Origin of the sequence: Paraburkholderia sp. UCT2 (assembly GCF_014397665.1) — a bacterium.
Classification (GTDB): domain Bacteria; phylum Pseudomonadota; class Gammaproteobacteria; order Burkholderiales; family Burkholderiaceae; genus Paraburkholderia; species Paraburkholderia tuberum.
Genome location: NZ_VZQO01000066.1, coordinates 1 through 23142 on the forward strand (window position 1 = coordinate 1; position 23142 = coordinate 23142).

At 65.0% G+C, this 23142-nt stretch carries 24 protein-coding genes; 12 read left to right on the forward strand and 12 right to left on the reverse strand.

Translation table 11 applies throughout. The features are described 5' to 3' along the window. The coding region (locus tag F6X39_RS33325) for an electron transfer flavoprotein subunit alpha/FixB family protein (RefSeq protein ID WP_222945393.1) at window positions 1-521 on the forward strand (521 nt) is incomplete at its 5' end. Window positions 522-619: 98 nt separating this feature from the next. Further along, a complete protein-coding gene (locus tag F6X39_RS33330) occupies window positions 620-2410 on the forward strand; it encodes an acyl-CoA dehydrogenase (RefSeq protein ID WP_187619745.1) in 1791 nt (596 codons plus the stop codon). A 140-nt stretch (window positions 2411-2550) separates the two neighbouring features. Here F6X39_RS33330 and F6X39_RS33335 read toward each other — a convergent pair whose 3' ends face one another. Beyond that, the gene (locus tag F6X39_RS33335) at window positions 2551-3837 is read right to left on the reverse strand and encodes a D-amino acid dehydrogenase (RefSeq protein ID WP_187619746.1); all 1287 of its coding nucleotides are present in this window, start codon (window positions 3835-3837) and stop codon (window positions 2551-2553) included. Window positions 3838-4018: 181 nt separating this feature from the next. Here F6X39_RS33335 and F6X39_RS33340 point away from each other — a divergent pair, with 181 nt between their 5' ends. Next, entirely contained in the window at window positions 4019-4507 is a 489-nt protein-coding gene (locus F6X39_RS33340; RefSeq protein ID WP_090801287.1) for an Lrp/AsnC ligand binding domain-containing protein, read from the forward strand. A 145-nt stretch (window positions 4508-4652) separates the two neighbouring features. Further along, a complete protein-coding gene (locus F6X39_RS33345) occupies window positions 4653-5804 on the forward strand; it encodes a PA0069 family radical SAM protein (RefSeq protein WP_187619747.1) in 1152 nt (383 codons plus the stop codon). Window positions 5805-5840: 36 nt separating this feature from the next. Here the strand turns inward: F6X39_RS33345 and F6X39_RS33350 are convergent, their stop codons facing one another. Continuing rightward, window positions 5841-6308, reverse strand: coding sequence for an NINE protein (locus tag F6X39_RS33350; RefSeq protein WP_090801282.1), 468 nt, complete (start codon window positions 6306-6308; stop codon window positions 5841-5843). Between the two features lie 190 nt (window positions 6309-6498). Continuing rightward, window positions 6499-7683, reverse strand: coding sequence for a PQQ-dependent sugar dehydrogenase (locus F6X39_RS33355; RefSeq protein ID WP_187619748.1), 1185 nt, complete (start codon window positions 7681-7683; stop codon window positions 6499-6501). Window positions 7684-7855: 172 nt separating this feature from the next. Here F6X39_RS33355 and rpsP point away from each other — a divergent pair, with 172 nt between their 5' ends. From rpsP to F6X39_RS33385, 6 genes are all read left to right on the forward strand, one after another. Beyond that, on the forward strand, window positions 7856-8110 hold the full coding sequence (gene rpsP / locus F6X39_RS33360) for a 30S ribosomal protein S16 (protein WP_013090118.1): 255 nt from the start codon (window positions 7856-7858) through the stop codon (window positions 8108-8110). Between the two features lie 134 nt (window positions 8111-8244). Continuing rightward, window positions 8245-8979, forward strand: coding sequence for a ribosome maturation factor RimM (gene rimM, locus F6X39_RS33365; protein ID WP_184047450.1), 735 nt, complete (start codon window positions 8245-8247; stop codon window positions 8977-8979). A 25-nt stretch (window positions 8980-9004) separates the two neighbouring features. Then, complete coding sequence (trmD, locus tag F6X39_RS33370) at window positions 9005-9772, forward strand: tRNA (guanosine(37)-N1)-methyltransferase TrmD (RefSeq protein ID WP_187619749.1); 768 nt, start codon at window positions 9005-9007, stop codon at window positions 9770-9772. A 149-nt stretch (window positions 9773-9921) separates the two neighbouring features. Continuing rightward, entirely contained in the window at window positions 9922-10308 is a 387-nt protein-coding gene (gene rplS / locus F6X39_RS33375) for a 50S ribosomal protein L19 (protein ID WP_187619750.1), read from the forward strand. An 87-nt stretch (window positions 10309-10395) separates the two neighbouring features. Continuing rightward, window positions 10396-11154 (forward strand): NUDIX hydrolase, encoded by a 759-nt coding sequence (locus tag F6X39_RS33380; protein ID WP_187619751.1) that lies wholly within the window; start codon window positions 10396-10398, stop codon window positions 11152-11154. Window positions 11155-11305: 151 nt separating this feature from the next. Next, window positions 11306-12244 carry a CobD/CbiB family protein gene (locus F6X39_RS33385; protein ID WP_090801273.1) on the forward strand — a complete coding sequence of 313 codons (939 nt, stop codon included), beginning with the start codon at window positions 11306-11308 and terminating at the stop codon, window positions 12242-12244. Between the two features lie 72 nt (window positions 12245-12316). On the opposite strand, the gene F6X39_RS33390 is transcribed toward F6X39_RS33385, so the two are convergent. Genes F6X39_RS33390 through F6X39_RS33400 form a run of 3 tightly spaced genes read right to left on the reverse strand, consistent with a single transcriptional unit; the run spans window position 12317 to window position 14893 of the window. Beyond that, window positions 12317-12637, reverse strand: coding sequence for a DUF2007 domain-containing protein (locus F6X39_RS33390; RefSeq protein ID WP_184027812.1), 321 nt, complete (start codon window positions 12635-12637; stop codon window positions 12317-12319). A 1-nt stretch (window position 12638) separates the two neighbouring features. Then, complete coding sequence (gene rsgA / locus F6X39_RS33395) at window positions 12639-13637, reverse strand: ribosome small subunit-dependent GTPase A (RefSeq protein WP_187619752.1); 999 nt, start codon at window positions 13635-13637, stop codon at window positions 12639-12641. Further along, entirely contained in the window at window positions 13634-14893 is a 1260-nt protein-coding gene (locus tag F6X39_RS33400; protein ID WP_187619753.1) for a M48 family metallopeptidase, read from the reverse strand. The genes rsgA and F6X39_RS33400 overlap by 4 nt, the downstream gene beginning before the upstream one ends. A 227-nt stretch (window positions 14894-15120) precedes the next feature. Between F6X39_RS33400 and orn the strand changes: the two genes are divergently transcribed. Continuing rightward, window positions 15121-15732 carry an oligoribonuclease gene (gene orn / locus F6X39_RS33405; RefSeq protein WP_187619754.1) on the forward strand — a complete coding sequence of 204 codons (612 nt, stop codon included), beginning with the start codon at window positions 15121-15123 and terminating at the stop codon, window positions 15730-15732. A gap of 38 nt (window positions 15733-15770) precedes the next feature. Here orn and mog read toward each other — a convergent pair whose 3' ends face one another. Both mog and yjgA read right to left on the reverse strand, forming a co-directional pair. Then, on the reverse strand, window positions 15771-16412 hold the full coding sequence (gene mog, locus F6X39_RS33410) for a molybdopterin adenylyltransferase (protein ID WP_187619755.1): 642 nt from the start codon (window positions 16410-16412) through the stop codon (window positions 15771-15773). Then, window positions 16393-17010 (reverse strand): ribosome biogenesis factor YjgA, encoded by a 618-nt coding sequence (gene yjgA, locus F6X39_RS33415; protein WP_187619756.1) that lies wholly within the window; start codon window positions 17008-17010, stop codon window positions 16393-16395. The genes mog and yjgA overlap by 20 nt, the downstream gene beginning before the upstream one ends. A gap of 149 nt (window positions 17011-17159) precedes the next feature. Between yjgA and pmbA the strand changes: the two genes are divergently transcribed. Then, window positions 17160-18530: a metalloprotease PmbA gene (pmbA, locus tag F6X39_RS33420; RefSeq protein WP_026225964.1), complete on the forward strand. Its 1371-nt coding sequence runs from the start codon at window positions 17160-17162 to the stop codon at window positions 18528-18530. 97 nt (window positions 18531-18627) lie between these two features. Here the strand turns inward: pmbA and F6X39_RS33425 are convergent, their stop codons facing one another. The 4 genes from F6X39_RS33425 to F6X39_RS33440 form a co-directional block, all read right to left on the reverse strand. Next, on the reverse strand, window positions 18628-19128 hold the full coding sequence (locus F6X39_RS33425; RefSeq protein WP_187619757.1) for a dihydrofolate reductase: 501 nt from the start codon (window positions 19126-19128) through the stop codon (window positions 18628-18630). 71 nt (window positions 19129-19199) lie between these two features. After that, window positions 19200-20759: a sigma-54 dependent transcriptional regulator gene (locus tag F6X39_RS33430; protein WP_187619758.1), complete on the reverse strand. Its 1560-nt coding sequence runs from the start codon at window positions 20757-20759 to the stop codon at window positions 19200-19202. 24 nt (window positions 20760-20783) lie between these two features. Beyond that, window positions 20784-22235 carry a hypothetical protein gene (locus tag F6X39_RS33435; RefSeq protein WP_187619759.1) on the reverse strand — a complete coding sequence of 484 codons (1452 nt, stop codon included), beginning with the start codon at window positions 22233-22235 and terminating at the stop codon, window positions 20784-20786. A gap of 92 nt (window positions 22236-22327) precedes the next feature. Continuing rightward, on the reverse strand, window positions 22328-23137 hold the full coding sequence (locus F6X39_RS33440) for a peptidase C39 (RefSeq protein WP_187619760.1): 810 nt from the start codon (window positions 23135-23137) through the stop codon (window positions 22328-22330). Window positions 23138-23142 lie beyond the last annotated feature (5 nt).

Genomic DNA, 23142 nt, shown 5'->3' on the forward strand with positions numbered 1-23142 from the left:
CTGATCCGATCAAGGTCATCACCGTGCGCTCGACCGGTTTTGATGCCGTCGCGGCCGAAGGCGGCAGCGCAGCGGTCGAGAAGATCGAAGCGGCAGCCGACGCAGGCCTCGCGCAGTTCGTGAGCCGCGAAGTGACGAAGCTCGATCGTCCGGAACTGACGAGCGCGAAGATCATCGTGTCGGGTGGCCGTGGTCTGGGCAATGGCGAGAACTACATGAAGGTGCTCGAGCCGCTGGCCGACAAGCTCGGCGCGGCGCTCGGTGCATCGCGCGCGGCGGTCGACGCGGGCTTCGTGCCGAACGACTATCAGGTTGGCCAGACCGGCAAGATCGTCGCGCCGCAACTGTACGTCGCAGTCGGCATCTCGGGTGCGATCCAGCACCTCGCCGGCATGAAGGACTCGAAAGTCATCGTCGCGATCAACAAGGACGAAGAAGCGCCGATTTTCAGCGTCGCCGATTACGGCTTGGTTGGCGATCTGTTCACCCTCGTGCCGGAACTCGTGAGCGAACTCGGCTAAGCGCCGCGGCGCCTGAAAGAGGCCGCCGAAAGCAAGCGAAGGGCGCAGGACCGACCAAGTCCCGCGCCCTTTTTTCATATCAAGGGAGGAGAACCGAAATGAGCTATACGGCGCCCATCAAGGACATGCTGTTCGTGATGAAAGAACTGGCCGGACTCGAAGACATCGCGAAGCTGCCCGGCTTCGAGGACGCGAACCTCGACACCGCGCAGGCCGTGCTCGACGAGTCGGCGAAACTATGCGGCGAAGTGCTCGCGCCGCTGAACGTCGACGGAGATCGCAATCCGAGCAGCTGGAAGGATGGCGTGGTCACTGCGACGCCGGGTTTCAGGGAAGCCTTCCGCCAGTTTGCCGAAGGCGGTTGGCAGGGCGTGCAACATCCGCTCGACTACGAAGGCCAGGGCCTGCCGAAGCTGATCGCGACGCCTTGCATCGAAATGCTCAACGCGTCGAACCTCTCTTTTGCGCTGTGTCCGTTGCTGACCGACGGCGCCATCGAAGCGCTGCTAACCGCTGGCAGCGAAGCGCAAAAACAGACCTATGTGCCCAAGCTGATTTCCGGCGAATGGACCGGTACGATGAACCTGACCGAGCCGCAGGCCGGCTCCGATCTCGCGCTCGTACGCACGCGCGCCGAGCCGCAGGCCGACGGTTCGTTCAAGCTGTTCGGCACGAAGATTTTCATCACGTGGGGCGAGCACGACATGGCGAAGAACATCGTGCATCTGGTGCTCGCACGCACGCCGAACGCGCCCGATGGCGTGAAAGGCATCTCGCTGTTCCTTGTGCCGAAGTTTCTCGTCAACGAAGACGGTTCGCTCGGTGAGCGCAACGACGTGCATTGCGTGTCGATCGAGCACAAGCTCGGCATCAAGGCGAGCCCGACCGCGGTGCTGCAGTTCGGCGATCACGGCGGCGCGCTCGGTCAGCTGATCGGCGAAGAGAATCGTGGCCTCGAATATATGTTCATCATGATGAACGCCGCCCGTTTCGCGGTCGGCATGCAAGGTGTCGCGATCTCGGATCGCGCATATCAGAAGGCGGTCGCGTATGCGAAAGAGCGCGTGCAGAGCCGTCCCGTGGACGGCTCCGCGAAGCAGTCGGTCGCGATCATCCAGCACCCGGACGTGCGCCGCATGCTGTCGACGATGCGCAGCCTCACCGAGGCGTCGCGCGCGCTCGCCTACGTCGCGGCCTCGCACTGCGATATCGCGCATCGTCATCCGGACGATGCGACGCGCGCGAAGCATCAGGCAATCTATGAATATCTCGTGCCGATCGTGAAGGGCTGGAGCACGGAGCTGTCGATCGACGTGACGAGCCTCGGCGTGCAGGTGCATGGCGGCATGGGCTTCATCGAGGAAACCGGCGCCGCGCAGTACTACCGCGACGCGCGCATTCTGCCGATCTACGAAGGTACGACCGCGATCCAGGCCAACGACCTGATCGGTCGCAAGACGCTGCGCGACGGCGGCAAGGTCGCGAAGGAACTGCTCGCTGGCGTCGCCGAAACGGTTGAAGCGCTTGGCGCGCAGCAGGGCGCGGCGTTCGCGTCGATGCGCACACAGCTCGCGCAGGGCCAGCGCGCGCTTGGCGCGGTCGTCGATTTCGTCGTCGCCAATGCGAAGGGCGATCCGAATGCGGTGTTCGCGGGCAGCGTGCCCTATCTGAAGCTCGCGGGCATCGTGCTGGGCGGCTGGCAGATGGCGCGTGCGCAGCTTGCCGCGGCGACGAAGCGCGACGAGGACCCAGCGTTTCATGACGCGAAGATCGCGACCGCGCGGTTCTACGCCGAGCACGTGTTGCCACAGGCGGCGGCGCTCGAAGTGGCGATCGTCAGCGCGAAGGGGGGCGAGGGTGTGCTGGCTTTGTCGGAAGACCAGTTCTGAGCATGCCTCGATGCCGGCCGCGATCGCGGCAGCACATTGAAATGCAAACGGCGCCCCGCGAGGCGCCGTTTGTTTGTCCGGCTGCTGTTTGTTGCGGCCTGCGCCGCGGGCAGGGCCGCGTCAGCGCACGCCACTCAAACTCACGCATACGCCGGCCGATGCTCGCCCGCGGTCTCGCCGAGATAGCGATGCACCGACAGATCGTCCGCGCGAATCGCGGGCTGCTTGCCCGACATCAAGTCGGCGAGCAGTTGGCCCGAGCCGCACGACATCGTCCAGCCAAGCGTGCCGTGGCCGGTGTTCAGGAACAGGTTCGGCACCGGCGTGCGGCCGACGATCGGCGTGCCGTCCGGCGTCATCGGCCGCAGACCGGTCCAGAACGTCGCCTTCGACGTGTCGCCGCCGCCCGGGAACAGGTCATTCACAGAAAGCTCGAGCGTCTCGCGGCGCGCCTGGCGCAGCGATTTGTCGAAGCCGACGATCTCGGCCATCCCGCCGACGCGAATCCGGTCATCGAAGCGCGTGATCGCGATCTTGTAGGTCTCATCGAGCACGGTCGACACCGGCGCGGCAGCCGCGTCGACGATCGGCGCGGTGATCGAATAGCCTTTCAGCGGATAGACCGGAATCTTCACTATGCCATCGAGGAAGCGCGTCGAATACGAGCCGAGCGCGACCACGAACGAATCCGCGCGCACGAGTTCGCCGCCGCACTGCACGCCGGCGATGCGGCCGCCCGCCATCGCGAGCGCGTCGATCGACGTGTTGTAGCGGAACTTGACGCCCAGTTCCTCGGCGAGCGCCGCGAGGCGCGTCGTGAACATCTGGCAGTCGCCGGTTTCGTCGCCGGGCAGGCGCAGGCCGCCGGTGAGCTTGTGCGACACCGCGGCGAGGGCTGGTTCGGCCTTGGCGAGTTCGTCGGCCGTCAGCAGCTCGTATCGCACGTTGGCTTCCTGCAGCACGGCGATGTCTTTCGCGGCGCCGTCGAACTGCTGTTGCGTGCGAAATACCTGCAGCGTGCCGCCGGTGCGGCCTTCGTACTCGATGCCGGTCTCGGCGCGCAACGCCTGCAGGCAGTCGCGGCTGTATTCGGCCAGCCGCACCATACGGCCCTTGTTCACCGCATAGCGCGGCGCCGTGCAGTTCTGCAGCATCTGCCACATCCATTGCAGTTGGAACGCGGTGCCGTCGACGCGAATCGCTAGCGGCGCGTGCTTCTGGAACATCCACTTGACGGCCTTCAGCGGCACGCCCGGGGCGGCCCATGGCGAAGCGTAGCCCGGCGAGATCTGGCCCGCGTTGGCGAAACTGGTTTCGAGCGCCGGGCCGGCCTCGCGATCGATAACGGTCACTTCGTGACCGGCGCGCGCGAGGTAATACGCACTCGTCACGCCGACGACGCCACTGCCCAAAACGACGACTCGCATAGCTGCTCCGGATATCCAAAAATTGAGTGAGGGCAAGACGCTCGTCGCCGGGTTCGATCTGATTTCGATTCGGCGAGGTGCAATGTGAGGTGAAATGCCGTTTGCCCAGTGTTAACCGCTATACTATTAACAGTGAGACAGGTTTTGTTATTGTATTTTCATCATTTTTAGAAAAAACACCATGCGTACCCAGCGCCAGCCCGTGCGGGCTCTCGACAAGCTCGATCACAAGATCCTGCGGCTCCTGCAGCAGGACGGCCGTATGGCGATGAAGGACCTGGCGGAGCAGGTCGGTCTGTCGGTGACGCCTTGCATCGAGCGCGTCAAGCGGATGGAGCGCGACGGCGTGATCACCGGCTACTACGCCCGCGTGAACCCGGCCGAGCTGGGCGCGGCGCTGCTCGTGTTCGTCGAGATCACGCTCGATCACAAGAGTGGCAACATGTTCGATCTGTTCCGGCGCGAGGTGCAGAAGATCCCCGAGGTGCTCGAGTGCCACCTCGTGTCGGGCGATTTCGACTATCTGATCAAGGCGCGCATCGGCGAAATGGCCGATTACCGCAAGTTGCTCGGCGATATCCTGCTGCAGCTGCCGGGCGCGGTGCAGTCGAAGAGCTATGTGGTGATGGAGGAAATCAAGGAGACGCTGACGATCGCGGTGGGCGAGTAGGTGCCGGTTCACTGACGGGGTTGGACGCGCATCAAGCGACCAACGAAGTGCTCGACAAACGGCGTAAACACTGTATATTTGTACAGGTGTTTTGCGCCGCTTTCTTTTGGCGCTTCCTGTTTGCGTTTGCTTTGCGTGGCCCGCCGTGGATGACCCCGACACCCCTGACATTCCCGAATTTCCGATCGCGCCGCCGGCGCCTCGCAAGGGGCGCGGCGCGGTCACGAACCTGCAAGGCCGCTACGAAGTCGACCAGCGCGAAGCCGTCCACGACGGCTGGCAGACGGCCGACGGAGACGGGGAGCCGAAGGTCCTGCGCACGCAGGTGTTCGAGGAGCGCGCAAAAACCATCCTCACACGCAATGCGTCGCCTGACATTCCGTTCAATGTGTCGCTGAATCCTTACCGGGGCTGCGAACACGGCTGCATCTATTGCTTCGCGCGGCCCACGCACAGCTACCTGGGCTTGTCGCCCGGGCTCGATTTCGAAAGCCGCATCTACGCGAAGATCAACGCGCCAGAACTGCTCGAGCGGGAACTGTCGAAGAAATCCTATGCACCCGAGCCGATCGCGCTCGGCGTCGCCACCGATGCATGGCAGCCGGCCGAACGTGACTTGCGTCTTACGCGTCGTGTGATCGAGGTGCTCAGCGAGCGCAACCACCCGTTCGCGGCGATCACCAAATCATCGCTGATCGAGCGCGACATCGACCTGCTTGCGCCGATGGCCGAGCGCGGGCAATTCATGGCGGCGATCACCATCACCACGCTGGACGCCGACATCGCGCGCACGCTCGAACCGCGCGCGGCCACGCCGTCGCGCCGGCTGCGCACGATCCGTACGCTAAGCGAGGCGGGCATTCCGGTCGGCGTCAGCATCGCGCCGGTGATCCCGTTCGTCACCGAACCGGATATGGAGCGTGTGCTCGAAGCATGCGCCGAAGCGGGCGCCAGCAATGCCAGCTATATCGTGCTGCGGCTGCCGTGGGAGGTCGCGCCGCTGTTCAAGGATTGGCTGGGCGCACATTTCCCGGATCGGGCCGAGCGCGTGATGAGCCGTGTGCGCGACATGCGAGGCGGCAAGGATTACGATTCTTCGTTCTCGACCCGCATGAAGGGAGAGGGCTTATGGGCGGACCTGCTCAGGCAGCGCTTTCACAAGGCCGTGCGTCGGTTAGGGTTGAACGGGCGGGACCGCGGCATTCTCGACATGTCGCATTTCCGCCGGATCGAGCCGCCGCGCGCCGAGCAGGTGAGCGCACCGGCGCGCGACAATCCGCAACTGAGGCTTTTCTAGCGCGCAGGAACGTCTGCGGGTCCCGCCACGGGGGCATTACTGCGAAATCGCTTTGGCCGCTTCGACCTGACTTTCGAAGTAGGTCTGGAACGCGAGCGCGAGACCGGTCATCAGCAGAAACGCACCGATCAGCAGCGAAAAGATCACGACGAAAATGACCGTCCAGCCGGAGCGGCTTTTGCGTTGCGTGTGGGTGTTGAATTGCGCATCCCATTTCTGATCAGGACGCAGCCCGTAGACGAGCGCCGCCAGAAACGCGGCAAACAGCGAAACCGCGCCGATCGGCGCGAGCACCCAGCCCAGGATCGACGCGCGCTCGGTCGCGACCAGCAGCATCACGCCGGGAATGCCGATCAGCGTGCCGAGTAGATGCGCCCAGCCGTAGATGTCTCGGGTGCCGTACAGATAGAAGCGGTGGGCGCCGAGGCTGCCGAACAGGAACGCCAACGCGGCGGTGAGCGTCTTGGATCTGAAGCGCGGGGAAGTCGAGGCAGCGGTGGGCATGAACGCGTGGGCAGAGTGACGGGCGGTCGAAAGGAGCGGCGCGCCGCGGGGGCGCGGACCGACGCGCATTCTACGCCTGCGGCGCGCGGGTGGTCACGTGGAGGACGATCGCCGAGGCTGAAAGCGGAGTGGCGAGATGCGCCGGACCTGGCTCAGGGTGAGTTCAGCCGGGCATGCGTGCATCCGCGCGTTACGGCGCTGAATACGTGATGCGATAGATTGCGCCGGCGGTATCGTCGCTGATCAGTAGCGAACCGTCTGGCAGCGGCAACACGTCGGCGGGGCGGCCCCAGACCGATTCGCCGGGTTGCAGCCAGCCTTCGGCAAAGATCTGCTGGCGTGCGTGGCTGCCGTCAGGGTCGGTGATCACGCGCACGACGCGGTAGCCGACCTTCTTGCTGCGGTTCCACGAGCCGTGCTCGGCGATGAAGATATTGTTGCGGTAGTCGGCTGGAAACATCGGGCCGTCGTAGAAGCGCATGCCAAGCGCCGCCACGTGCGCGCCAAGCTTGACCACTGGCGGCGTGAATTCGCTGCACGGATGATCCTTGCCGAACTCGGGGTCGGGCGTGTCGCCGCCGTGACAGTACGGAAAGCCGAAGTTCATGCCGACTAGCGGCGCGCGGTTGAGCTTGTCGCTCGGAATATCGTCGCCGAGCAGGTCGCGACCGTTGTCGGTGAACCAAAGTTCGTGGGTGACCGGATGCCACGCGAAGCCGACCGAATTGCGGATGCCGCGCGCGACGACCTCGTAGTGGCTGCCGTCCGGGTTCATGCGGCCGATCATCGCAAAGCGGTCCGGATCTCTCTGGCAAATGTTGCACGGCGCGCCTTGCGGCACGTACAGCTTGCCATCCGGGCCGAACGCGATGAATTTCCAGCCGTGATGCGTGTCCGTTGGCAGCTTGTCGGTGACAACGACCGGTTTCGGCGGATCGTTCAGGTGCGAGTCGATCGCATCGAAGCGCACGATTTTCGACACGGCCGACACATACAGCGCGCCGTCGCGCCACGCGACGCCGGCGGGCATCTGCAGCCCGGACGCGATCACGTGGTGACCCGTCACGCGGCCGTTCCGCAGCTCGAGCGCATACACATGGCCATCGTCGCTGCCCACGTAGAGAATGCCCTTGGGCGACAACGTCATCGCGCGCGCGCTCGGCACCTCGTCCGACAACACTTCGATGTGAAAGCCCGGCGGCAGCTTGATTTTCTCGATGGGCAGCGCGGCGATTGCCGTCAACGCCTGCGCAGCGATAACCGCGGCCGCTACCGCACGTAGAATCCGGCTGCACGAGGTGCGCGAAAGTCCAGCAAAGCGTACGAAAAAGGCACAAAAGGCGAACGGAAACGGGAGTTTCGGCTGGCGTTGCACAGGCGCTCCTTCAGGTAATTCGGGCGTTTGAACGGGTTCTCGCACCTCTTGTAGAAGGTGGGGTGCAGTCCGGTTCCGCAGTTTATCCCGGTAAGTGTTTGTTATGGCGTCGGTTTCCCGCTATAATCGCGTGTTTCAGTCGTTCCGAACCCCGGTTTTCAAGGATTCTAGTATGGTCATCATCCGCTTGGCTCGTGGCGGCTCCAAGAAGCGCCCGTTCTACAACATCGTCGCCACCGACTCGCGCAGCCGTCGTGACGGCCGCTTCATCGAGCGCGTCGGTTTCTACAACCCGGTCGCTACGAAGGGCGAGTCCCTGCGTATCGCTCAGGATCGCCTGACGTACTGGCAAGGTGTTGGCGCGCAACTGTCGCCGACCGTCGAACGTCTCGTGAAGGAAGCGCAAAAGGCGCAGCCGGCTGCTTGATATGGCGGCCCGCAGGCGTATCGTCGTCGGTTCGGCCGGCGGCTCGCGCAACTCGCGTGAGCAGTCCGATGCGCAATTTGTTTTACTGAAGCAGACGCCAAAGCAGGCTGCGAAGTTGTTGTCGAGGTTATTCGATGTCTGAGCGTGATTCCGGCAGTTCTGGTAGCGTCAAGGCAGCTTCGCGCGCAAAGGCGTCTGGTCAGGCGTCGTTCGGTGCATTCGTCCGCAAGCCGGTCGAACGAACCGACGGCAAGGCGAAAGAGGCGCAAGCCAATGCCGCGAACGCCGATTTCGAAGCTGCAGAAATGCGCATCGAAACGGCGGCAAGCTGGCCGGCCGATGCGGTCGAAGTCGGCGCAATCGTCGACGCCTATGGTCTCAAAGGCTGGGTCAAGGTAGCCGCGCATGCGGATGCCGGGCAAGGCGGCGACGTCTTGCTGAGCGCGAAGCGCTGGTGGCTGCTGAAAGGCCAGGAGCGCAAATCGGCGCCGTCGTTGCAGGCCAAAACACATAGCGACAGCGTGGTCGCCCGTCTGGGTGGCGTCGCTGACCGCGATACGGCGTTGGCTTTGCGCGGTTCTCGTGTATACATCGGCCGTAGCGAATTTCCGGCGCTCGAAGCCGACGAATTCTACTGGGTCGATCTGATCGGCCTGGACGTGGTGAATCTCGCCGGGCTCAACCTCGGCAAAGTCGCCAGCATGATCGACAACGGCGCGCAGTCGGTGCTGCGCATCGAATATCCGGCTACCGACAAGAACGGCAAGCCGGTCGCAGGCGAGCGTTTGATCCCGTTCGTCGGCGTCTTTGTCAAAACGGTGGACCAGGCGGCAAAGCATATCGTCGTCGACTGGGAAGCTGACTATTGAAATCTATCGTTGAGCGGGGAGAGCGATGCAGTTCGATGTCGTGACGCTCTTTCCAGAAATGTTCCGCGCGCTGACTGACTGGGGTATCACCAGCCGGGCCGCGAAGCAGCAGCGCTATGGGTTGCGTACGTGGAATCCGCGCGATTTCACGACCGACAACTACCGCACGATCGACGATCGCCCATACGGCGGCGGCCCCGGCATGGTTATGCTGGCCCGGCCGCTCGAAGATGCGATCAGTGCCGCGAAAGCGGCGCAGTCGGAGCAGGGCATCGGCGCGTCGCGCGTCGTGATGATGTCGCCGCAAGGCGCCACACTGAATCACGAGCGCGTGATGAAGTTCGCGGCCGAACCCGGTCTGATCCTGTTGTGCGGGCGCTATGAAGCGATCGACCAGCGTCTGCTGGACCGTGTAGTCGACGAAGAAGTAAGCCTTGGCGACTTCGTGCTGTCGGGCGGCGAGTTGCCCGCGATGGCGTTGATGGATGCGGTCGTGCGTCAGTTGCCTGGCGTGCTGAACGACTCACAGTCGGCGGTGCAGGATAGCTTCGTCGATGTGCTGCTCGATTGTCCGCACTACACGCGTCCCGAGGAATACGAGGGCGTGCGGGTGCCTGATGTGCTGCTCGGCGGCCATCATGCGGAAATCGAAGCGTGGCGGCGGCGCGAAGCATTGCGCAACACGTTGAACAAGCGGCCCGATCTGATCGTGAAGGCCAGAAAGAACAGAATGCTGAGCCGTGCCGACGAGGCGTGGCTCGCGAGTCTCGCGAAGGAAGAGTCGAAGGCCTGAGGCCCCGGTCTTTCGAGCGGACACAAGGCGGTGCCGTGCATGCGTGCGCGGTGCCAGATGTGAACCCATCCTCTATCGGGGCCGTAGCCCAACGCAGTAAGCACGTGAGGCAGGTACGAACGCCGACAAGATGGATCTAGGAGTCAGTGATGAATCTGATTGCAAAACTCGAGCAGGAAGAAATCGCGCGCGTTCTCGGCGAAAAGACCATTCCGGATTTTGGTCCGGGCGATACGGTCATCGTCAGCGTGAACGTGGTTGAAGGCACGCGTAAGCGTGTGCAGGCTTACGAAGGCGTCGTGATCGCCAAGCGTAACCGTGGTCTGAATTCGTCGTTCATCGTCCGTAAGATTTCGTCGGGCGAAGGCGTCGAGCGTACGTTCCAGACGTATTCGCCGCTGCTGGCTAGCATCGTCGTCAAGCGTCGCGGCGATGTGCGTCGTGCGAAGCTGTACTATCTGCGCGAGCGTTCGGGCAAGTCGGCTCGAATCAAGGAAAAGCTGGTTTCGAAAGACCGCGCTACTTCCCAAGCGTAAATGCTGTAAGAAAAAGCACCCCTCGCGGGTGCTTTTTTGTTGGCCAGGTCAAAATAGCGGTATGTCCACGCTCATCAGAGAGACCCGTTGATCCGCCCCGTCTTTGAGCCAGAAACTCTGCCTGTCATCGCGACAGGCGCCGATCTGCCACCGGTCGCGCGCGAGCGTCTGACGCCCGATGCACTGCGGGCGCGCTTTGATCGGCAGCTAGCCTGGACACCCGAGAAAATTGCCGATGCGCCGTGGCGCAATACCGACCTCGATCCGCGCGTGGCCGCGGTGCTGGTGCCGCTCGTCGTGCGCGCGCGTGGTCTTACCGTGTTGCTCACGCAGCGCGCGGACCATCTGAACGATCACGCCGGTCAGGTGAGTTTTCCCGGCGGCCGCCAGGAACCGTTCGACGCTGATGCGACTGCTACGGCTCTGCGCGAAGCGCGCGAAGAGGTGGGCCTCGACGCGTCGCGCGTCGAAGTTCTCGGCGCGTTGCCCGACTATCTCACTGGCACCGGCTTTCGCGTGTCGCCGGTCGTCGCTCTTGTGCACCCGCCGTTCTCGCTGGAGATCGATACGCTCGAAGTGGCCGAGGTCTTCGAAGTGCCGCTCGCGTTCCTGATGGACCCGTCCAACCACGAAGAGCGCCTGTTCCGCTACGAGGGCGGAGAGCGCCGCTTCTTCGCGATGCCGTATCCGCGCGGCGAATTGACGGTGGCTCCGGAGGCCGCCGAGCAGCGCGGCGCGCACCACGCGCAGACGGTCACGCCAGCAGCCGTGCAAGGCGGCCATCATTTCATCTGGGGCGCGACGGCGGCGATGCTGCGCAACCTGTATCGGTTTCTCGCCGCATAAATAACGTGACTCGCATCGCCGCTTCGACGATGCACAGTTGCGCGAACGACGCACTTGTCGGCGCTTTGTCAGCATCCGCGTTCAGACTCATCCGACCCTGTGCTATCGTTATAAAACAATCGTAAAAAACTTAAAAAGCACGGCGCATCGCATGACTTTTTTCTCCGTATTGCTGGCTCTGATCATTGAACAGGTACGCGCGCTGTCGCCGAACAATCCGTTGTCCGCGTTGCTTCAATACCATGCGGAGTCGGCGGCGCACGGATTCGATGCTGGCAAGCAACGTCACGGTCTGCTCGCGTGGCTCGTCGTGGTGGTGCCCTGGACGCTCGCGGTCGCGCTCGTCTACTACGTGCTGTATCACATTCACTTCATGCTCGCGTTCCTGTGGAACGTCGTGGTGCTGTACTTCACGCTCGGCTTTCGGCAGTTCAGCCATTACTTCACCGACATCCATCTCGCGTTGAACAACGACGACGTGCCACGCGCGCGCGAAATTCTCAACGAATGGACGGGGCTCGAGACCGTCGACATGCCGGTCAGCGAGATCGTGCGTCACACGCTGATCCACGCGGTGGTCGCGTCGCATCGCCATGTGTTCGGCGTGTTCTTCTGGTTCCTGATTCCGGTCGGTCCCGCTGGCGCGGTGCTGTACCGTTGCGCGGAATATCTCGCGCGCGCATGGGCGCGGCCGGCCGACGACCGCACCGTCGCGTTTTCGAGCTTCGCGCAGCGCGCGTTCTTCGTGATCGACTGGGTGCCGGCGCGGCTGACGTCGCTGGGCTTTGCGATCGTCGGCAATTTCGAGGATGCGATTTACGCGTGGCGCAACCATGCGCGACAGTGGCCCGATACGAACGACGGCGTGTTGCTCGCCGCGGGCAGCGGGGCGCTCGGCGCGCGCCTGGCCGGGCCACTCGCGGAGCCGTCGAGCCTCGACGCGCTCGCCACCGGCGACGGCGGTCCGATGCAGGTCGGCGACGACTGCACGCCGCGCACGCTGCAATCGGCAGTGGGGCTGGTGTGGCGTGCAGTCGTACTGTGGATGATCCTGCTGTTGATGCTGACCATCGCGGTGTGGCTCGCCTGAAGCGGCCAGGCCACGCGCGCAGCACAAGAAGAAGCCGGGCAATGCCCGGCTTCTTCAATTCCCGACTCCGCTTCACCCCTTCAACGGATCGCGCACAGTCCCGCATTGCCAGCACACGGTGAACTGCGCCTCGAGCACCTCGCCGCACTGCTGACAACGCCATGGAGGCGCGCCCGGCGCCGGTCCTCGCGAGGCCGCTTCGATCAGCCGCCGCGCGATCGCCTCATCGCGTTCATCGACGAGCCACAGCTCCGGCGCGCACTGGTCGGCCGGAATCTCGCCGAGCGCCCCGTTCAGATAGCGGTTGTGCAGCTCGCAAGCGATGCCCGCGGTCTCCAGCACGTTGACCCAATGCTGTCCGATGATCAGGTTCGGCGCGCGCATCAGTTTCATGTCAGCGGACAATCTGGCTCGCCTCGTGCACGAGCTGCGCATAAAGCGCATGCCGTTCGCGGCGGATGCGCCCGTCGGCAACGGCTTCGAGGATCGCGCAGCCAGGCTCGTGCAAATGATGGCAGTTATAGAAACGGCAGTTTGGCAGTAGCGGCCGGAACTCGGGGAACGCGCGTTCGAGCCGGCCTTCGGTCAGGTGATGCAGGCCGAATTCCTGAAAGCCCGGCGAGTCGATCAGCGCGCCGGCCGCGCCGTTGACGCCGTTCACGCCGGTCGTGCCCTCCGACCGCGGCAGCGGATAAAGACGCGTGAACGTCGTGGTATGGCGCCCGCTGTTCAACGCGGTCGAGATTTCGCGCGTCGCGACTTCGGCATCGGGAATCAGCAGGTTCACGAGCGTCGATTTGCCCATGCCGGACTGGCCGAGCAGCAGCGTCGCGTGACCATGCAGATGTTCGGTCAGCGTGGCGCGTGCCGCCTCGGGCTGCATCCGGATCGACGCTTCGAGCACCGCATAGCCGAGCGCGCGATACGGCTCGAGCCGCTTGCGCGCGCCGTCCAGAGCATCGGTGACGTCGATCTTGTTCAGCACGATCAGCGGCTTCAATTCGTTCGCCTCGGCGGCGACGAGCGCGCGGCCGAGCAGATCCTCGCTGAAATGCGGCTCGGTGGCGAGCACGATCAGCAACTGGTCGAGGTTCGCGGCGAATAGCTTCGACTTGTACTGATCCGAGCGATACAGCAGATTGCGCCGCTCGCCGATCTCGACGATCACGCCTTGATCCGCCGAGGTCGGCTCATAGATCACGCGATCGCCGACCGCGACCTCGCTGCGCTTGCCGCGTGGGAAACATTGCAGCAACGCGCCGCCGTCTTCAGGAGCGACCAGATAGTGGCGGCCGTGCGAGGCCACCACGAGGCCGCCCGTGCGCGCGCCGTGCATGCCGGATGCGGTGGCCGACGCGCCGCGCGTCGCCTTCTTCGGAGCGCGGCCGCTCATGCGTGCTGCAGCAGTCGGTCGATCCGCTGCGAGGCCGGCGGATGCGAATAGTAGAACGCGGTGTAGATCGGATCGGGCGTCAGCGTCGACGCGTTGTCCTCGTACAGCTTGACGAGCGCGTTGACGAGATCGTGCGCGTCGGTTTGCGTCGCCGCGAACGCGTCGGCTTCGAACTCGTGCTTGCGCGAGCTGAGACTGCCAAGCGGCGTGACGAAGAACATGAACACCGGCAGCGCGAGGAAGAACAGCACGAGCGCGAGTCCGCTATTGCCGCCGACGAGCGACGGCCGCACGCCGAGCCCTTCGTAGAACCACACGCATTGCGTCAGCCAGCCGAGCAGCGCGAGCATCGCGAGGCTGATCGCGAACGTGACCAGCATGCGCTTCATCACGTGACGACGCTTGAAGTGGCCGAGCTCGTGCGCGAGCACCGCTTCGATCTCGCGGCCCGACAGGCGCGCGAGCAGCGTGTCGAAAAACACGATGCGCTTGCTCGCGCCGAAGCCGGTGAAGTACGCGTTGCCGTGCGCCGAACGGCGGCTGCCGTCCATCACGAACAGGCCCTTCGCGGCGAAGCCGCAGCGCTTCATCAGCGCCTCGATGCGGGTCACGAGCGCTTCATCCTTCAGCGGCTCGAACTTGTTGAAGAGCGGCGCGATGAAGGTCGGGAAAATCAGCAGGCCGAACATCTGGAACGCGACCCACACGACCCATGCCCACAGCCACCACAGGTTGCCCGCGCGGTTCATCAGCCACAGCACGACGAACAACAACGGCAGGCCGAACGCGATGCCGAGCAGCGCGCCCTTCAGGCGGTCGAAAAAGAACAGGCTTTTGCGCATGCGATTGAAGCCGAAGCGTTGCTCGACGACGAACTGCCGGTAGTAATCGAACGGCAGGTCGATCGCGCTCGTGATCGCGATCACAGCGGCAACCAGCGCGATCTGACCGACGTAGCCGCGGCCAAGCCAGTCGGAGATCGCGAGATCGAGCATCTGCACGCCGCCGAGCAGCGTGAGCCAGATCAGCACGGCCGCGCCGACGACGATCTCGACCATCGCGAGCCGCGTGCGCTCGACCGTGTAGTCGGCCGCGCGCTGATGCGCGGTGAGCGCGATGGTGTTCGCGAACTGGCTCGGCACCTGTTCGCGATGCGCGACGACGAAGCGGATCTGCCGCGACGCGAGCCAGAGTTTGGTGCCGACCATCGCGACGACGGCGACGACGAACAGGGCGGTGAAGTACAGGGTAGGCATCCGGGGATTCCGTGGTATCTATGCGAGAATTATATGTTTCTTCCCGCCTCGCGGCGGAGATACGGTTTAACGCGACGGTTCAACGCAAGAGCTCCGGGTAGCAGTTCAGGGCGGCGCCTTGGCGCGGCCGGCCCGGCTCGAACCGCGCGAATCGATTTCAAACGAACACATGCCGCGCCGCGCGGGTTTCCAGCGAAGCCCGCCGCGCGGCCCTCAGGGTTGCCTTCATGACTGACATCCTCGCATCCACCGAACAGCCGCCGCTCGTGCGCAGCGACATGAATCTCGTCTGGCTGGACATGGAAATGACCGGGCTCGAGCCCGACACCGACCGCATCATCGAGATCGCGGTGGTGGTGACGAATTCGACGCTCGACAGGATGGTCGAAGGTCCGGTGCTCGCGATTCATCAGAGCGATGAAACGCTCGCGAAGATGGACGAGTGGAACCAGAACACGCATGGCCGCTCGGGGCTGATCGATCGCGTGAAGGCGTCGACGGTCAGCGAGGCCGACGCGACCGCGCAAATCCGCGAGTTCCTCGGCCAGTACGTGCCGCCCGGCAAGTCGCCGATGTGCGGCAACTCGATCTGCCAGGACCGCCGCTTCATGGCGCGCTGGATGCCGGATCTGGAGAGCTTCTTCCACTACCGCAACCTCGACGTGAGCACGCTGAAGGAGCTGTGCCGGCGCTGGCAGCCGGTCATCTACAAGGGCTTCCAGAAGCGCGCGATGCACACGGCGCTGGCCGATATCCACGAGTCGATCGACGAGCTGAAGTACTACCGCGAGCATTTCCTCGTGCCGTCGGCGCCGGACGCCGCCGCGAGCGCTCAGTAAAGCGCGGGCTTGCACGGGCAGGCCACGACCCTCGAACCTCAGTCTTGCCGCGGCGCGCGTTGCGCGCTTTTCGGCCGGAACGCCTTGACCACGTCGACGTTCGTTTCTACGTAAGGGCCGCCGATCAGGTCGATGCAGTACGGCACCGCCGCGAAAATCCCTGGCACCTTGACCATGCCGTCATCGCGCAGGCCTTCCAGCGTTTCCCTGATCGATTTCGGCTGGCCGGGCAGGTTGATGATCAGCGCGGCGTGTCGTTCGGTTTCGCGGATCACCGCGACCTGGCGCGACAGGATCGCGGTCGGCACGAAATTCAGGCTGATCTGCCGCATCTGCTCGCCGAAGCCGGGCATCTCCCTGGTCGCGACAGCGAGCGTCGCCTCGGGCGTCACGTCGCGGCGCGACGGTCCGGTGCCCCCGGTCGTCAGCACCAGATCGCAGCCCACTTCGTCGACCAGCTCGATCAGCGTCGCCGAGATGGTCGGCGAGTCGTCGGCGATCAGCCGCGTGACCACCTGCCATGGCGAGCTCAAGGCCGCGCCGAGCCACTCCTGCAGCGCCGGAATGCCCTTGTCTTCGTATACGCCCGTCGACGCGCGGTCGCTGATCGACACGAGGCCGATCACGATTTCGTCGGGGTGCTGACGTTGCTTACGTCGATCAGGCGTCGCGGTCGTCATCGTCGTCTTCCGCGGCGAGGTTGGGGTCGTGCGCGTCTTGCGCTTCGTCGTCGGTGCCGGCCGCGCTCTTGATCCACTGGAACAACTCGCGGAAGTAGCGCGGCGGCTTGCTCTGCTCCGCTTCCTTGCGCGCGTTGCGGATCAGCGTGCGGCCCTGCTGCGGGTCGGCGCTCGGGTGCCGGCGGATGAACTCGGTCAGCGCGGCGTCGTCGGCCAGCAGCTTTTCGCGGGTGCGCTCGATCCAATGGAGCTTCGCCGTCTCCGACTTGTTGATGCCCTTGTAGGTGTCGAGCGCGGTGCGCAGCGCGGCGGTTTCGGTGTCGAGCAGCGAGCGCATCACGCGGCCGACGTACTGGATCTGGCGGCGCTTGCCTTCGTGGTCGGTGATGCGGCGCGCTTCGCGCACGGCTTCGTCGAGCTTTTCGGGCATCGGCATGCGCTTGAGCGCGTCTTTCGGCAGCGCGACGAGTTCCAAGCCCAGATCCTGCAGCGCCTGCATTTCGCGCTTAACCTGAGACTTGCTCGGACGATCGTAGCCGTTTTCGTCGACTTCCGTGACGACGGATTCGATCGGTTGAATGCGGGTTTTGCGTGTCATGCCGGTATTGTAACTTGCCGCGCCGGCCCGACCCGCGGCGGCGCGTACCTTGCTATGATCGCGGGATGCATTTATCCCGCACCCGCGCGCCCGCGCCGAATACGGTGCGCATATCCGGGCCGCGCGGCCCCAACAGGACGGCAACCACAATGGCAGCAGACATGGACGTCAAGCAGCGCTTTTTTCCGCATACCCAGGATGAGCTGAAGGAAATCGCCTCGGACATCCTCCGTCACGCGAAGGCGCTCGGCGGCACCGACGCCGCGACCGAAATCTCCGAAGGCGACGGCCTGTCCGTCTCGGTACGGCGCGGCGAAGTCGAGACGATCGAGCACAACCGCGACAAGATGGTCGGCGTGACGGTGTTCATCGGCAACAAACGCGGTAACGCGAGCACCTCGGACTTCTCGCCGCAGGCATTGAAGGACACGGTCGCGGCCGCCTACAACATCGCGCGCTTCACCGCCGAAGACAATTGCGCGGGCCTCGCCGAAGCGGAGCTGCTCGAAACCGCGCCGCGCGACCTCGATCTGTACCACCCGTGGAATCTGTCCGCCGACGAAGCGGTCGAAATCGCGCGCCGCGCCGAAGACGCCGCGTTCGCGACCGATCCGCAGATCAAGAACTCGGAAGGCGCGAGCGTGTCGGCACAGCACTCGCAGTTCGTGCTGGCGACCTCGCGCGGCTTCCTCGCCGGCTATCCGTATTCGCGCCACTACGTCGCATGCGCGCCGATCGCCGGCAGCGGCCGCAACATGCAGCGCGACGACTGGTACACGTCGACGCGCAGCGCCGACGAACTCGCCGATCCCGAAGCGGTCGGTCGTTACGCGGCGCAGCGCGCGCTCGCGCGCATCGGCGCGCGCGGCCTCGACACGCGCAAGGTGCCGGTGCTGTTCGAGGCGCCGCTCGCGGCGGGCCTGCTCGGCGCATTCGTGCAGGCGACGAGCGGCGGCGCGCTGTATCGCAAGACTTCGTTTCTGGTCGACAGCCTCGGCAAGCCGGTGTTCGCGCCGCACGTGCAGGTGGTCGAAGACCCGCACGTCGCGCGCGCGATGGGCAGCGCGCCGTTCGACGAGGAAGGCGTGCGCACGCGCCAGCGCTCGGTCGTGAAGGACGGCGTCGTCGAGGGCTATTTCCTGTCCACCTACTCGGCGCGCAAGCTCGGCATGAAGACCACCGGCAACGCGGGCGGCTCGCACAACCTGTCGCTGCTCAGTTCGAACACGCGCCCCGAGGACGACTTCGAGGCGATGCTGAAGAAGCTCGGCACGGGTCTGCTGCTGACCGAGCTGATGGGGCAGGGCGTCAATTACGTGACCGGCGACTACTCGCGCGGCGCGTCGGGTTTCTGGGTCGAGAACGGCAAGATCCAGTATCCGGTCGAGGAAATCACGGTCGCGAGCACGCTGCAGGAGATGTTCCGCCATATCGTCGCGATCGGCGCGGATACGATCACGCGCGGCACCAAGCAGACCGGCTCGGTGCTGATCGAGCGGATGACGATCGCGGGGCAGTAAGCCGCACGGCGCGTTCCAACGCAGCCCCGTATCAAACGAAAACGCCACGCAACTGAACGTTGCGTGGCGTTTTTTATCGCTTGCGCGGCGCGCGCCGTCAGACGTCCTTGCGCTGATACGTGACGAATGCGTAATCGAAGTCGTTGGGCGCATTCGAGTGATGCGCTTCGCGCGCGATTTCTTCCCACACCTGCGGGTCGATCGCGGGGAAGGTCGCGTCGCCGTCGAAGTCGGCGGCGATTTCGGTGACGATCAGCTTGTCCGCATGGCGCAGCCCTTCGTCGTAGAGCTCTGCGCCGCCGATCAGAAACGCCTGCGGCGCCTGGTCCTGCGCGGCGAGCGCGAGCGCTTCGTCGAGATTGGTCGCGGTGTCGCAGCCCTGAAAGCGCCGCGCGGCATCGCGCGTGACGACGATATTGCGGCGTCCCGGCAGTGGCCGGCCGATCGATTCATGCGTTTTGCGGCCCATGATGATGGGCGCGCCCATCGTCGTGCGCTTGAAGAATTTGAGGTCTTCGGGCAGTCGCCAGGGTAACTGGTTGTCGCGGCCGATCACGCCGTTGCTGGCGCGAGCGACGATCAGGGTGAGCGTCGTCATCGAATGGAAAGAGGAGGGTAACCGGGCGATTCTACCCGAGCCGTCGATGCACACCGACGCGTACCCGCCGCTCACGCCCGCGCCGGCCCGTCCGCGGGGAGCGCTCCCTTGTCGTCGGCGCTGCCCGGTTCGCGCAAGCCGTGCACGCCCATCAGCCGATACAGCGTCACGCGGGAAATCTTCAGATCCACCGCCGCCTCGTTCAACCGGTGCCGATGGCGCAGCAGCGCGGCCTCGATCGCGCGCTTCTCGGCAGCCTCGCGCGCCTGCGTGAGCGTCATGCTTTCCTGCCCGGTGTAGCCCGCGAGGTCGAGGTCGTCGGCCGAGATCAGCTTGTTCTCGGCCATCACGATCGCGCGGCGCACGCGGTTGATCAGCTCGCGCACGTTGCCGGGCCAGTTGTAGTTGTAGAGCGCCTCGATCGCCGACGGCGTGAAGCCGCGAATCTTGCGCGCGTTGTCGGTCTTGAACTTGTGCAGCATGTGGTACGCGAGAATCTCGATGTCCCGCCCCCGCGCGCGCAGCGGCGGCTCGTCGACGCGCAGCACGCACAGGCGATGAAACAGATCCGCACGGAACTGGCCCTCGCGCATCGCGCCGTCGAGATCGACGTGGGTCGCCGAGATGATGCGCACGTCGACCGGAATCGATTCGCGTCCGCCGAGCCGCTCGATCTTGCCTTCCTGCAGAAAGCGCAGCAGGCTCGCCTGGCTTTCGAGCGGCAGATCGCCGATCTCGTCGAGAAACAGCGTGCCGCCGTCTGCCGCCTCGACGCGGCCGATCTTGCGCTGATTCGCGCCGGTAAAGGCGCCGCGCTCGTAGCCGAACAGTTCGGATTGAAGAAGATGATGCGGGATCGCGCCGCAGTTGATCGGCGTGAAAGGCGCCTTGCGGCGCGGCGAGCGCTCGTGGATCGCGAGCGCGGTCAGCTCCTTGCCAGTGCCCGATTCGCCCGCGATGAACACGCTCGCGTCGGTGTTCGCGACCTTGCGGATCGTGCGAAAAAGCTGTTGCATCGCCTCGCAGGTGCCGACCATTTCCTCGTCGCCCGCTTCGCTGACGGGCGGCGGAAGTTCCGGGTCGCACAGCGCGACCATGCCGAACGCGTGGCCGGCCAGATAGTCGATCGTCGCGTGCGCGACGGGCAACTTCACGAAGTCGAAGCAGTAGTGGCGCACGAGGCGTCGCACGAGCGGATCGTCGAGCCGCTCGTTGGTCGCCAGCGCGATCCAGCCGATCTGCTGCTGACGCAGGCTCGCCTCGAGCCCGCCGATGTCGCGCGGCGCGAAGCTCGCCAGATCGACGATCCCCGCGCATGCGACGTCAGGCTTCACGAGCCGCCCGAGTTCGTGCGCCGAGCGCGCCGCCGCGACCTGCCAGCCGCGGCTTTGCAGATGCGCGATCAGCGTTTCGTCGGGCGTGCGCGCGACGTACAGCAGCTGTCGCTCGACGCCGCGCACCGCGGCGCTCGCCGGGCCGCCGGCTTCGTTGCTTGCCGGTGGGAGAACGCCCGGCGCCGCCGCGGACCCAGCGGACGACACGGCGGCGCGCTGCTTCGGCACCGCGAGCGACAGATGCGATCCCGCTGCCGCGACGGAAGCCACACTGTTCAGATGAGGTGATTCACGCACGTTCGACCTCGTATCGTTGGCACGTCAGAAGGTGTACGGAAAGCGCATGCCAACCACGAAGTTCGGCGCGTCGGGTGTGAGTCCGATCGATACCGAGCCGTTGATGGTCAGATGCTTGTTCACGACGTGGTTCAGGCCAAAATTCATCGCCGCGGCCGTGGTTTCGCTGCCCGGCACCTTCTGATAGCTGCCGCCCGGCGACTTGGTCTGCGACGCGGGTTCGAGCGCCATCGTGAACGACACGCTGGCCGAATCCTTGTCGGAGAACGCGAGCGCGACGCCTCCGCCGAACTGCACGATGTCGCCGAGCTTGACCGTCGCCGGTTCGGTTTGTCCCTGCACCGACGAGATGTCCGCGAACGAACGCGCAAGGTTGTAGGTATAGGAAACGCTGCCGAACAGCACGACCGGGTCGTAGGTCTTCAGCACCGACAGACCCGCCGTGATGTTCCAGAAGCCGGTGCCGGTCGGCAGTCTGGTCGGCGCGACGAGGTTGGTGTTGTCCGCGTCGAGCTGCACGACTTTTTCGCCGAACGGCGAGCTGCCGGTCGGCGCCTTCACGCGCAGACTGCCGACCACGTCCGGCAAGGCATTGGTTTCCCTGACGAACTGGTAGTAGATGCCGAAGTTCACGTCGCCGATGTCGTGACTCGACACCGTCGCGTCCGACAGCGTGCTCGCCGCGCCGCCCGCGCCGCCGACGATGAAGGTGCTGCGCCGATACACGTACGGCACGTCGACGTCGACATTGATGCGGTCGGACACGCCGTAGCGCGTGTCGAGGTCCGCCATCACCTGGTGCGACTTGGTCTGGCCGAGGTTGATGTTGCCGAGGAAAATCGCGTCGAGCGCGAGGAAGCCCGACAACTGCAACTGGCGACGGTCGTAGTAGGTGTCGCTGATGCCGAAGTCCATCGTCAGCTTATGGTCGAAGAGCGGCGCATGCTCGCGTTGCACGACCGCCTGCTCGGCCTGCGTGCGCACCGGTTCGTTCGCGCGCTGGGTCCGGCCGACCGCGCCGCTGCCGTCCGTGGCGGCGGGCAGGCCGCCGGCGCTGGCGTTGCCTGCATTGCTGCCGTCCGGCGTCGGCGGATTGACCGGCACGCCGGTCGCGGTGCCGGTGGTGCCCGCCGGCGCGGGCGCGCCGGGCGCGATCTGCGCGAGCGGCGGCAGCGGCACCGGCAGGCCGTCGGCGCCGGGCTGCTCGGCCACCGTGTCGCTGCCCGCGGGGGCGCCGGCGCCCGGCACGCCGCGTCCGCGCTGCGCCATCTCGAGTTCGGTGACCTGCCGTTCGAGCGAATGGATCTGCCGCTGCTGCTCGTCGACGACGCGCATCAGCGTGTTCAGACGGTCCTCCACGGATTGACCGGCGAGCGCCTGCGCGCTCGCCGTCTGAGAAAGAGCCCACAGCATGACGGCGGCCGGAATGGCCGCGAGAGCCATGCGCGGTGCCCTGGTCGATGACACTTTTTTCATTTTTGCTCCCCCGGTGATCCGGCCGCGCGGTGCTGACTGCGCGGCCGTTTCTTTACTGCTTTTGCTGCAACTGGCGGGTGGCGCCCGCTTCGTCATCTCCTGTTTTGCAGTGCCTGCAGTACGCCTAACTGACGAAGCATCGAAGCCGACATCTGCTGGGTTTGCAGATGCAGTTGCAGGGCGTTGGCGACTTGCTGGTTATTGCCTGCAATCTGCAGCAACTGGGCGATCTGCCCGTTGCTCGGCGCGATGGTCTGGGTGGCGAGCCCAGCGGGTGTCTGCAGCGCCAAGTTCACGCCGTTGCTGCCGAACGAAATGCCGGCTTTCACGGAGCCGGTCGAATTGCTGGCCGATGCCGACGGCGCGTTGGCGGAGCCCGTCAGCGTCACGGCGCTGTTGTTGAAGTCGATTAGCGCGGCGTTGGTGCCGCTGTTTCGATCGCCCGCGACCTGGGTGACCTGCGACACGCCATTGACGCCGACGCTCTGGCCGCCGCGCGCCTGGGCATTCGGGTTGGCGCCCGAATCGCCTGGTTGGCCGTGCGCGCCGCCGCTCACGCTCGCGAACGTGCTGACGGAACTCGTGAGCTGGCCGCGGCCGTTCTGCACCGCGCTCAGCGATCCCTGGGCGAGCGCGCTCGCGCCGTTGGGCAACTGCCAATGCGAAATGACGTTCAGCACGAAGCCGGAGATCATCGTCGCGCCGGCGTATTTGCCGGTCTGGGTCGCGAGCACGTCGTCGCCGACGAGCTGCACCCGCAGGGGCGCGGCGCCTGGCTCGGGCGGTATCGAAAGTTCGGGAGCCGGTGGCGAGGCGGCGCCCTCCGAAGCGTGGGCGAGGCCGCCTGCGCCGCAGGCGACGGCGCAGAACACGAACCCAAGCTGTGTGAAGTGTGACTTCATGGCGG